This window comes from Agrobacterium sp., assembly GCF_032092815.1.
GTDB lineage: Bacteria > Pseudomonadota > Alphaproteobacteria > Rhizobiales > Rhizobiaceae > Agrobacterium.
Genome location: NZ_DAMDBP010000001.1, coordinates 6,626 through 18,651 on the forward strand (window position 1 = coordinate 6,626; position 12,026 = coordinate 18,651).

Annotated in this window: 9 protein-coding genes and 2 pseudogenes; 7 read left to right on the forward strand and 4 right to left on the reverse strand. The window is 55.3% G+C overall.

Features of this window, described 5'->3' with window-relative positions; genetic code table 11:
• From RT613_RS00055 to RT613_RS00060, 3 genes and pseudogenes are all read right to left on the reverse strand, one after another.
• A partial coding sequence (locus RT613_RS00055) for a DUF882 domain-containing protein (protein ID WP_409558727.1) occupies positions 1–1,542 on the reverse strand: 1,542 nt, incomplete at its 3' end.
• 186 nt (positions 1,543–1,728) lie between these two features.
• A pseudogene (locus RT613_RS23840) lies at positions 1,729–1,920 on the reverse strand (helix-turn-helix domain-containing protein); the annotation flags it as partial.
• A gap of 182 nt (positions 1,921–2,102) precedes the next feature.
• Positions 2,103–3,291: pseudogene (locus RT613_RS00060) on the reverse strand (sigma-54-dependent transcriptional regulator); the annotation flags it as partial.
• Positions 3,292–3,461: 170 nt separating this feature from the next.
• Here RT613_RS00060 and RT613_RS00065 point away from each other — a divergent pair.
• The 7 genes from RT613_RS00065 to RT613_RS00095 all read left to right on the forward strand — a co-directional run bounded on the left by RT613_RS00065 (position 3,462) and on the right by RT613_RS00095 (position 11,575).
• On the forward strand, positions 3,462–5,327 hold the full coding sequence (locus tag RT613_RS00065; protein ID WP_313611983.1) for a M3 family oligoendopeptidase: 1,866 nt from the start codon (positions 3,462–3,464) through the stop codon (positions 5,325–5,327).
• Between the two features lie 93 nt (positions 5,328–5,420).
• The gene (locus RT613_RS00070) at positions 5,421–6,056 is read left to right on the forward strand and encodes an aminotransferase class IV family protein (RefSeq protein WP_313611984.1); all 636 of its coding nucleotides are present in this window, start codon (positions 5,421–5,423) and stop codon (positions 6,054–6,056) included.
• A 207-nt stretch (positions 6,057–6,263) separates the two neighbouring features.
• Positions 6,264–6,632, forward strand: a complete 369-nt coding sequence (gene omp10 / locus RT613_RS00075) for an outer membrane lipoprotein Omp10 (protein WP_313611986.1) — start codon at positions 6,264–6,266, stop codon at positions 6,630–6,632.
• 195 nt (positions 6,633–6,827) lie between these two features.
• A complete protein-coding gene (locus RT613_RS00080) occupies positions 6,828–8,753 on the forward strand; it encodes a 5'-nucleotidase C-terminal domain-containing protein (protein WP_313611987.1) in 1,926 nt (641 codons plus the stop codon).
• A gap of 258 nt (positions 8,754–9,011) precedes the next feature.
• A complete protein-coding gene (gene hemH, locus RT613_RS00085) occupies positions 9,012–10,046 on the forward strand; it encodes a ferrochelatase (protein ID WP_313611988.1) in 1,035 nt (344 codons plus the stop codon).
• 48 nt (positions 10,047–10,094) lie between these two features.
• Positions 10,095–11,111 carry an SPFH domain-containing protein gene (locus RT613_RS00090; protein ID WP_313611990.1) on the forward strand — a complete coding sequence of 339 codons (1,017 nt, stop codon included), beginning with the start codon at positions 10,095–10,097 and terminating at the stop codon, positions 11,109–11,111.
• Positions 11,112–11,113: 2 nt separating this feature from the next.
• Complete coding sequence (locus RT613_RS00095; RefSeq protein ID WP_313611992.1) at positions 11,114–11,575, forward strand: NfeD family protein; 462 nt, start codon at positions 11,114–11,116, stop codon at positions 11,573–11,575.
• A gap of 20 nt (positions 11,576–11,595) precedes the next feature.
• Here RT613_RS00095 and RT613_RS00100 read toward each other — a convergent pair.
• Positions 11,596–12,026, reverse strand: a 431-nt coding sequence (locus RT613_RS00100; RefSeq protein ID WP_313611994.1) for a CBS domain-containing protein, incomplete at its 5' end; no start/stop codon positions are given.

The following is a 12,026-nucleotide window of genomic DNA, read 5'->3' on the forward strand; positions in this document are numbered from 1 at the left end:
GGTGGCAGGGGCAAGCGAAGCGACCTGCTTCTTTGGTGCCTGTGCTGGCGCTGGTGTCTGAGCAGGATGGTTCTGGATCAGATCAGCAATACTGTCTTCACGAGCTGGAGCTGTCGGAACCGGTGTCGAAACATGCTGCATGCTGTCACGTGCGCTTTGCCCGCTCCGCTCCAGTGCTGCAACCACGATTGGCGAAAGAACGGCTTCCTTCTGATCGGCTGCGTCGGCCTGAGCTTCGACATCCGCATCGGCCGCAGCCAGCAGCGCTTCAGCAACAGCAGGACGATTTGCCGGGATCGGTGCCATCACGTCAGATGTGCCTGCGGCCTGCGGATCCACAGCCGCCGTCAGAACACCGGCCTGTGCGTCACCGCGCATGCCACGTGGTCCAAGCAAAGTCGGAACCGGGATCTTGTAGTCACCAAGATCTGCAAACTGTTCGGTTGCCGGGGTTGGCGTAGGTGGCAATGCAGCCTGCAAGGCCTCCTGCGCGGCATTACGCGTCGGGGAGTAAAGTGCGGTTGCAAGACCCGTATTGGCCTGCTGGTTATTCAGGGATGGACGCGAAAGTGGCAATGGAGCGTCAATGTTCACGCCCGGAGGCGGTTCCGCGCTTGCCACAGCAACTGGCTGCTGTGCCTGCACCACCGGAGCTGGACGCTCCTCAGGTGCTGGTGCCGTGATGCTATCTGCATCTTCGTCCTCATCACCTCCGCCAAACAGCGCAGACAACAATGTTCTCTTCTTGCCGCCGGACGATGACGATGTCGGACCGGCACCAGCCGTGCTGGCTACCTGGATCGATGACGAGCTGACGCGACGCTTGTAGTCGGCCATGGCCTGGTCATAACCCGGCAGCGGCTTGCCATCGGCAGGCAGGTGAATGGTGTTGCCTTTCGGGAAGATACGCACGAGGTCCTGACGGCTCATGCGTGGCCATGCGCGAACGCTTCCAACATCAAGATGCACAAAGGGAGACCCGGAGGTTGGATAAAAGCCCACGCCGCCGATCTGCATCTGCATGGCGATTTCACGCAGGCGAGAAAGTTTTACGCCGGGAATGTAGAAATCCATGGCTTTGCCGAGCGTGTGCTGGCTGTTCTTGGCCACGCCCTTGGTCCGCGAACGCAGCATGCCATTTGTCTCTGGCGAGCGAAATGCGGATACAACATTGATATATTCTTTCGCGCCGCTGCGCTGATAGACTTCCCAAACGAGGTCGAAGAGTCTCGGGTCCATCTTTGTGGGCTGGTTACGACGCCAGTCGCGCAGGAAGCGGTTCAACTCCTGCAGACCCTTCTGGTCATACTTGCCATTACGCTTGAAGGTGATGACCGCCTTCTCTTTCGTATGGATGTAGTAGAGCTTGAGGCTACGGGTTTCTGCCGCCGCCGGGGCAGCAGACAAGGACAATGCAGGCAGTGACACGAGAGCAGCAAAAATCAGGGCGATACCACGCCCGGAAAGTTTCTTTCCTGCTAGTTTCAGCCTGTCACACACGCTTTTGCCCGAGCGCGCTATATTCCGCTTCAAATCTGGCAATTTGATCCCCGTCTGATAGACAACCCGTCATAGTGTCTCAGATGAACGTAAATTACGGTGACACGATGGCAAATTTACCACACATATACAACCTTCCTCATTATAGTGAACAGTCCACTAATAAGAGGTTTACAGACGGTAAGGGAATATCCTTGCCTGACGGTTAACGCAAGAAAACCGTTATTTTTAAGCGGCTTCGTTGAGCGGATCATCCGGATCGATGCCATAATCCTTCAATTTTCTATAAAGCGTTGAGCGGCCAATCCCCAGTTTTCTGGCGACTTGGCTCATCTGGCCACGATAAAATCTTAAGGCAAACCGGATCAGCTCTTCCTCAATGTCGGCCAATTTTCGTACATTTCCGCTGTCATCAATGCTGGAAATCAGGTTGCCACCGGAGAAAGCTGGCGACGAGTGACTGTCTTCGGCAGAGAATGCTTCCATCACGGACAGGATATCTGGCGTGCGCGCAACCGGCCGGGGATCCGGCGCCGGTGTGCTCAACAGCATGCGGTCGCTAATACGATGACTCAGATCATGCATTTCATCGGACGATGCAAATTCCGGCATCTGCAATGCGATCTGCGGGAAATCGTCTTCCGTCAGCTCATCGCCCTGGGCCAGCACGACGGCGCGGAAAATCGCGTTCTCGAGCTGGCGAATATTGCCCGGCCAGTCATAGGCCGTCAGCAAGGCCAAGGCACTTGCACTCACGCCCATGGCATGCGGCAGCTTCTGCTCGACGGAAAACCGCTCGGCAAACACCCGGGCAAGATAAGGAATATCTTCCTTGCGACGACGCAAGGCCGGAATGGTAATGGGGAACACGTTGAGGCGATAATAAAGATCCTCACGGAAACGGCCTTCCTTGACCTCTTCGATAAGGTTCTTGTTGGTCGCCGAGATCAGCCGCACGTTGACCTTTTGAACCTTGGCGGAACCAACGGTTTCAATCTCGCCCTGCTGCACGGCGCGCAAAAGCTTCACCTGCACCTCAAGCGGCAGATCACCGATTTCATCCAGGAACAATGTACCGCCATCAGCTTCCATGAACTTGCCGACATGTTTTTCGGTCGCACCCGTAAAGGCACCCTTTTCATGACCGAACAAAATGCTTTCGACCAGATTCTGCGGAATGGCACCGCAGTTGACGGTGATGAAAGGTTTGCCGGCGCGATCGCCAGCCGACTGGATGGCGCGAGCCACCATTTCCTTGCCGACGCCTGATTCACCTTCCAGCACCACCGGAATATTGGACTGTGCCGCACGCTGGGCCAGTTCGACAACCCGCAACATTGCAGGGCTTGCCGACACGATATCGTTAAAACCAACGGCATGATGACGCGCACGTCGACCGGTGCGGGCCTTGGCCTCACGCTGGTCCAGTTTCAACGCGTTGGAAATCGCAGCACCAATCCGTTCAGGTGAAACCGGCTTCACCACGAAATCGAACGCGCCTGCGCGCATGGCCTGCACAACGGTATCGATGCCTCCCTGCCCGGTCTGCACGACCACTGGCACATCAATACCTTGCTCGCTGATCGCCTTGAGAAAGGAAAGCCCGTCCATCTCAGGCATCATCAAGTCGAGAACCACAACGCTGATCTCGCCACTGTGCTGCTTGAGCAGCTCGAGACCAGCCCGACCATTTTCCGCAACCATGGCGGCATGACCATAACGTTCCACCGCATTTTTGAGCAGGCGACGCTGAACTGGATCGTCATCAATAACGAGAATTTGCGCGATCATCTTGGGCTCCCGGTTTCCGGTTTATGGACCCACTTCATGCGGACCCTTTGACGCCACACTTGCACATAAGGCTTGAACATCCAGTTTTGAGAATTGCTTGCATTTTATCTATCGGCGGGGGAAACAAGAGGCGCAAATTTTCAAGATGCAAGGCTGATGAGGACATTAAAATGACAGTTCCAACACAAGGCAGACACCGCACCTTTTCCACCGCAGCTGCTGGTGGGCAGGCATTCGATCCCGCCCTTGGAGAACTTCCCGTCTGGAAATTGTCTGATCTTTACCCCTCGGCAGATTCAACAGCACTGAAGCAGGACATCGAAAAATCCGCCGCGGACGCCAAGGCGTTTGAAGACAAATGGAAGGGCAAGCTGGAACAGGCTGCCAGCAAAACCGGCAACGAAGGCATTGGTCAGGCTCTGCGCGAATATGAAGCACTGGATGATCTGCTTGGCAAAATCGGCTCCTTTGCCGGCCTCACATATTTTGCCGATACGGCAAGCCCGGCCAACGGCAAACTCTACGGCGACACCCAGTCGAAACTGACTGACATCTCCGCCCATCTTCTGTTTTTCACGTTGGAGCTGAACCGTCTGGACGACGCGACGCTGGAAAACGCCATGCAGAATGATACGGTTGCGGGACATTATCGTCCGTGGCTTGTCGATCTGCGCAAGGACAAGCCGCACCAGCTTGATGATAAGCTGGAACAGCTTTTCCTCGAAAAATCGATGACCAGTGCCGCCGCTTTCAACCGCCTGTTTGACGAGACGATGGCGGAACTGCGTTTCGATATCAATGGCGCGGAACTGCCGCTCGAAGCCACCCTCAATCTGTTGCAGGAGCCGGACGCCGCAACCCGTGCCAAGGCCGCCAAGTCCCTGAGCGCCACATTCGCGAAAAACATCCGTATCTTTACGCTGATCACCAACACGCTGGCCAAGGATAAGGAAATTTCCGACCGCTGGCGCAATTTCGAAGATATTGCCGACAGCCGCCATCTGGCCAACCGCGTCGAACGTGAGGTGGTGGATGCCTTGGCCGAAGCCGTCCAGCAGGCCTATCCCCGTCTTTCCCATCGTTATTATGCCATGAAGGCCAAATGGCTAGGCATGGAACAGATGGAATATTGGGACCGTAACGCGCCCCTGCCAGCTACCTCCAATACGCTTATTTCCTGGAGCGAAGCGAAGGACACGGTTCTTTCGGCTTACGGCGACTTCGCACCCGAAATGGCAGCAATTGCCGCCCGTTTCTTCGATGAACAATGGATCGACGCCCCTGCCCGTCCCGGCAAGGCACCGGGCGCGTTCGCGCATCCGACCGTTCCCTCGGCGCATCCCTACGTGCTGGTCAACTATCTTGGCAAACCGCGCGACGTCATGACACTCGCCCATGAACTGGGGCACGGTGTGCATCAGGTTCTGGCTGGCGAACAGGGTGCGCTGATGTGTTCAACGCCACTGACACTGGCCGAAACAGCATCCGTATTTGGCGAAATGCTGACATTCCGCGCCCTGTTGAAAAACACCACCGACAAGCGCGAGCGCAAGGCCATGCTGGCGCGCAAGGTGGAAGACATGATCAACACGGTCGTGCGCCAGATCGCCTTCTATCAGTTCGAACGCAAGGTTCACACTGCCAGAAAAGAAGGTGAACTGACCTCCGAGCAAATCGGTGAACTGTGGTTGTCCGTTCAGGAAGAAAGCCTTGGTCCAGCCATCCGCATTTCGGAAGGCTATGAAAGCTGGTGGACCTATATCCCCCACTTCATTCACTCACCTTTCTATGTCTACGCCTATGCATTCGGCGATTGCCTGGTCAATTCGCTCTACGCGGTCTATCGCAATGCGGAAGAGGGTTTCCAGGACAAGTATTTCGCGCTGCTCAAGGCGGGGGGCACGAAACACCATTCCGAACTGCTGAAGCCCTTTGGCCTTGATGCGACCGACCCGTCCTTCTGGACCAAAGGCCTCTCCATGATCGAAGAATTGATCGATGAACTGGAAGTTCTCGATAAAGACGAAAATCCATAAATTTCGGGCAAGTTTCATAGTCCTGAATGCACCGGGAATATCCGCCCCGCGGTAGCGGGGTGGCGCGCGTTTTGGTAAACGGATGGAATAGCGATGAAACGCAAACCAGTCGATCTGACCCTGATGGAGACCTTGCGATGGGAGCCACAAACCGGCTTTCATCGTCTGGAGCAGCATATGCGCCGTCTGGCACGCTCGGCCGATGCGCTCGGTTTTCGCCAGCCGGTCGATGCCCAGAAGACCCTGGAAAAAAGCGTGTCCGGCGAAGACCCGCTCAAGGTCAGCCTTGTGATGAACTACAAGGGACAATTGGATATCACCACCGCCATCCTGCCGGTTTTGCCAGAAGGCACGGTGTGGAAACTGAAGGTGGCCAACAAGACACGGCTGGACTCCAGCGACACCTTTTACCGGCACAAGTCATCACGGCGCGAACCCTATGAAACGGCGCGTGCCGAATTTCCGCTGTCGCAAGCCGATGAGGTACTGCTGTTGAATGAGCGTGGTGAAGCCTGCGAAGGTTCCTCCACCAGCCTGTTTGTGGAAGATGCCGAGGGACAATTGCTAACCCCTCCGCTTGACAGCGGCATTCTGCCCGGCGTGTTGCGAGCCGACCTGATCCGGGAACGTCGTGCACGCGGGCAGGCACTGAAACTGGAAGACCTGCAAGGCCGGCGTATTTTCGTCGGCAATTCGGTGTATGGCCTTATTCCGGCTGAACTTATCTGAGGTTTTGAAAAACAAGGCAACGATTTCGCCTCAAGTGCATTTACCGCTCACAATTGCAAAATTCATCATAGAAGATCGAGTTTTTGTGCAACGCATATCTGAAATCTATTGTCCTGTGGCGTGATTGAAACCAATGCATCCTTGCAACGCACCCTTCTTCACGGCATGTTCCAAAACCATACATATCGAATCGCAGGGAGTTAAAGCATGAAGATCAAGACCGGTATTGTTCTGGGCCTGGCTTCCATAACATTGGCATCGTGCGTTTCTGCACCGCCCCCGCGTTCGATGCCACCGGCAGCACCCCAGGGACCGGCCGTTGACGGCCGCTGGGTGGACCGCAACGGTATTGTCTCTTCCTTCCAGAATGGCACATTCTCCACCCATTCGACCGACAGCAACACCTTGCTTGCCTCCGGCAACTACACCATGATTTCGCCAACCCTGATTGAAATCAACATGACGTCGCTGGTTCGCAATACCCAGTCCAAGGTCAATTGCGCCATGGTTTCGCAGTCTCAGTTGAACTGCACGACCGACAGCAACAATCAGTTTTCTCTGACACGTCAGGGCTGATTCATTCCTGTAATATTTCCGTTCTAAAGAATGCACGCATGAGAAGTGTGTTCGCAAGCAAAACACCTGTCACAATTTAGCTTGCAGTTCACGCAACCAAATGGAAACATTCATTTCGGGTGAACAGCTCATGAGAGATAGCGGCCTCCGCAGAAAGCGGCGGTCGTTTATATCATATTGATACAGGAGAGAAAAATGAACAGACTAACCAAGCTCGGCTTGCTGGCCGCATCGGTCGTTACGCTGTCGACAAGCGCCGCCTTTGCCGATTACGAACTCAACATCCTCCATATCAATGACTTGCATTCACGCATCGAGGCAATCAACAAATTCGATTCGACATGCTCTGAAAGTGAAGCGGCCAAGAATGAGTGCTTTGGCGGCATTGCACGCGTAAAGAGTGCTATTGAGGCGCGCCGTGGCGAGCTTGGCAACGCCAACACCCTCGTTCTCGACGCAGGCGACCAGTTCCAGGGTTCACTTTTCTACACGCAGTACAAGAGCGGCCCGGTTGCAGAATTCATGAACGGCATCGGCTTCGACGCCATGGCCATCGGCAACCATGAATTTGATGATGGCCCGGAAGAACTGCTGAAATTCATCGATGCACTCAAATTCCCGATTATTTCGGGCAACACCATGGCGGGCGACAGCTCCATCCTGAAAGACAAGTTCAAGGGGTATGTGATCAAGGAATTGGGCGGTGAGAAGGTCGCTGTCGTTTCTGTTCTGGCCACAGACACTGACGAAACCTCTTCGCCAGGCGACAAGATCCTGTTTGCAGACGAGATCTCCTATCTGCAGGGTGCGGTAAAGGAAATTCAGGATCAGGGCGTCAACAAGATCGTGCTGCTGTCGCATGTCGGTTACGTCAAGGATCAGGAAATCGCCAAGGCAGTTGATGGCATCGACGTGATCGTTGGTGGCCACAGCCACACGCTTCTGTCCAGCACCGATGACAAGGCCGCCGGCCCATATCCGACACTGGTCAAGAACCCATCGGGCGTCGAGGTTCCAATTGTTACCGCTTATGCCTATTCCAAGTATCTCGGCGATCTCAAGGTTACTTTCGATGACAATGGCGTCGTGAAGTCCTGGGAAGGTGCACCGAAGCTGCTCGACGCATCTGTCACCCCTGACGCGGGCTACGTGACACGCGTTTCAGAACTTGCACAGCCACTTGAAGAGCTGAAGAAAAAGGAAATCGGCTCCGCAACGGAAAGCATCGACGGCTCGCGTGAAGTATGCCGCGCCAAGGAATGCACCATGGGCAACCTGGTTTCCGACGCACTTCTCGACCGCGTCAAGGATCAGGGCATCACCATTGCCATCCAGAACGGTGGCGGCCTGCGTGCATCGATCGATGCTGGCACCATCACCATGGGCGAAGTGCTGACGGTTCTGCCATTCCAGAACTCGGTCGCCACATTCCAGCTCAAGGGTTCCGACATTGTTGCCGCACTTGAAAACGGCGCAGGTCAGATCGAGGAAGGCGCTGGTCGTTTCGCCCAGGTTGCCGGCCTTAAATACTCCTTCGACCGTTCCAAGCCAGCCGGAAGCCGCATCGTTTCCGTCGAGGTGAAGGAAGGCGACACATTCGTGCCGCTGGATAACGAGAAGGTTTATGGCGTCGTTTCGAACAACTACATGCGCTCGGGCGGCGACGGCTACAAGGTCTTCGCAACGAAGGCGGTCAACCCTTACGACTTCGGACCAAGCCTTGAAGATTCCGTTGCGGCTTACCTGACAGCAAACAATCCATACAAGCCTGCTACGGATGGGCGTATCACCGACGTGACCCCGGCTGATTATGTTGCCCCTGCCAAGGAAGCGGCTCCGGCAGCCCCTGCGACAGCGGCAGCCCCTGCGGCTACCCCTGCTCCGGCAGCAACGGCACCAGCCGCAACAGCGCCTGCTGCAACCACTCCTGCACCAACCACACCGGCAACGGCTGAAAACCTTGCCAAATATGTCGTGGGCAAGGGCGATTCGCTGTGGAAGATTGCCGTTGAAAAATACGGCGACGGCACCTTCTGGACGAAGATTGCTGAAGCCAATGCATTGAAGCGTCCAAACCACATTGAGGTTGGCGCCGAGCTTGAACTTCCAGCCAAGAACTAAGCGCGCAAAGACAATTTGCCGCACATGATAGAGCCGGCCCTTTTGGGGCCGGCCTTTGTTTTTTACTGCTCTATAAATATATGAAAAACCGCCATTATTTGACATATGTCATATCAATGGCCGCCGCCTGCCGTTTTATGGGAGGTGAAAAGTAATTCCGGAAAATGTTCATGGTGAACCATTTTCCGTTAGAAGAGTGAACCGCTGCAGCAATACGGACGTATTGCACACAACCTATTGATATTCAGGATTTTATGTATGGTAGCCAGCACTTCAGTCATTCCGGCAGATCACCCTCCTGTCTCATCCGGCAAGGTTGGCGTACTTCTCGTCAATCTCGGAACACCGGATGGAACCGATTACTGGTCCATGCGTCGTTATCTTGCGGAATTCCTTTCGGACAAGCGCGTCATCGAATGGTCACGCCTCTACTGGTATCCCATTCTCTACGGCATCGTGCTCAACAAGCGCCCGCAGAAGGTCGGCAAGGCTTACGAAGAAATCTGGAACAAGGATTTGAACGAAAGCTATCTGCGCACCTATACCCGCAACCAGTCTGATCTGCTAGGCAAGACCCTCACCGATCTTCCCGATGTGGTTGTCGACTGGGGCATGCGGTATGGCCAGCCATCGATCGCCGAACGCATTGATGCGCTGAAAGCCAAAGGCTGCGACAAGCTGCTGATTTTCCCGCTTTATCCGCAATATGCCGCCTCCACGACGGCAACGGTTAACGACAAGGCATTCGAACATCTGATGAAACTGCGCTGGCAGCCAGCCGTGCGCACCGTCCCCCCTTATCATGATGACGACGCCTACATAGAAGCGCTTGCCAACTCGGTGAAATCGCACCTATCCAAGTTGGATTGGGAACCGGAAAAGATCATTGCCTCGTTCCACGGCATCCCGCAGTCCTATTTCAAAAAGGGCGATCCCTACCATTGTCATTGCGCGAAAACAGCACGTTTGCTGCGTGAAAAACTGGGCATGGACAAAAACCGTTTCCTCCTGACATTCCAGTCACGTTTTGGACCCGAGGAGTGGTTACAGCCTTACACCGACAAGACCGTTGAAAAACTGGCACAGGAAGGCGTCAAACGCATCGCGGTCATGAACCCGGGTTTCGTCTCAGATTGCCTGGAAACACTGGAAGAAATTGCCGGTGAAGCGGGAGAGATATTCCTGCACAATGGCGGCGAACATTTCACGCACATTCCATGCCTCAACGACAGCGAAGATGGCATGCGCGTTCTGGAAACAGTTGTGCGCCGGGAATTGCAAGGCTGGGTATAAGCGCATAAGACTTTCTACGGAAAGTTTAACTGGCATATGGAGGAACCGATGGTTCTCGGAGGGTTTGATATTGTGGTGTTGGTCGGGGTGGCGCTGGTCATTCTGGTCCTGTTTGCGGGTATAAAAACCGTCCCACAGGGTTTTCGCTATACGGTGGAGCGATTCGGTCGTTACACGCGCACGCTGGAACCGGGCCTCAACATCATAACGCCCTTCATCGAATCCATCGGCGCACGCATGAACGTCATGGAGCAGGTACTCGACATTCCAACCCAGGAAGTCATCACCCGCGACAACGCCAGTGTCTCTGCGGACGCCGTTGCCTTCTACCAGGTTCTCAATGTTGCGCAGGCCGCTTACCAGATTTCCAATCTGGAAAACGCCATCCAGAACCTGACCATGACCAACATACGTTCGGTGATGGGTTCGATGGATCTTGATGAACTGCTGTCCAACCGTGATGCCATCAATGACCGCCTGCTGCGGGTTGTGGATGAGGCCGTTGGCCCGTGGGGTATCAAGGTCACCCGTATTGAAATCAAGGACATCGCACCACCGAAGGATCTGGTCGATTCGATGGCTCGCCAGATGAAGGCAGAGCGCGAAAAGCGTGCACAGGTTCTGGAAGCGGAAGGTTCGCGTGCTGCCCAGATCTTGCGTGCGGAAGGTTCCAAGCAGTCGGCCATTCTGCAGGCCGAAGGTCAGCGTGAAGCTGCGTTCCGTGACGCTGAAGCCCGCGAGCGCCTCGCAGAGGCCGAAGCCAAGGCAACCCGCATGGTATCCGAAGCTATCGCGGCCGGTGACGTGCATGCCATCAACTACTTCATTGCGCAAAAATACACCGAAGCCCTGTCGGATATTGGCACCGCCAACAACGCAAAAATCGTGTTGATGCCAATGGAGGCCTCGTCGCTGATCGGTTCGCTGGGCGGCATTGGCGCCATTGCCAAGGAAGTCTTCGGCAATGACGGCACGCAACGCCAGTCGGAACCCCGGCCGCGCCCCGCAACCCCGCCACGTGCAGCACCTCAGGTCAATCCATTCGTACCACCGTCGGATAGATAATCATGATAAAACAGGCCATTGCTGAGCTTGGTCCGTGGAGCTGGTGGATCATCGGCTTCATCCTGCTTGCAGCAGAACTTGCCGCACCGGGTGTGTTCCTGATCTGGATTGGCGCTGCTGCAATCGTGGTTGGTGCATTGTCGCTGCTATTGTGGGACGCAGCGCTCTGGTTCTGGCAGGTTCAGTTCGTGCTGTTTGCCGTTCTGTCGATTGCCTTTGCCCTGATTGGCCGTCGTTATTTCGGCAAGGGGCAAACCAGCACCGACGAACCCTTTCTCAATCAGCGCGAGGCAAGCCTGATCGGCAGAACAGCGACGCTGATGGAGCCGATCAGCGAAGGTCGCGGTCGGATACGACTGGATGACACGGTCTGGCCGATCAGCGGCCCGGATCTGCCGTCAGGAACGCGTGTGCGTATCGTTGCGGCACATGGACGCAATCTAACCGTTGAAGCTGTCGAATAATCTGAAATCAGCCTTGCGCCTCAGGCAACGCCCAGCCGCAAGAAATCGTGGAAATGCACCAGCCCCAGCGGCCGGTTTTCATCATCCACCACGATCAGCGCGCCAATCTGATGTTTTTCAAGGAAAGCAAGTGCGCTGGTCGCCAACATGGTTGTTTTAACCACCTTCGGCGCGCGGGTCATGATGTCGTCAACCTGTAGCCCAGAAAGATCGCGCGACAGGTTACGGGCAAGGTCACCTTCGGTGACGATACCACACAGACGTCCGTCTTCATCCAGAATGCCAACACAGCCAAAATGTTTGTGCGACAGCACCTTGACCGCCTCCGGCATCAAGGTGCCCTTGGCAACCAGTGGAACCCGATCACCGGTGTGCATGATATCGCCCACCTGCGCGAGGCTCGCACCCAGTTTGCCACCGGGATGGAATACCCGGAAATCTCCCGCGGTAA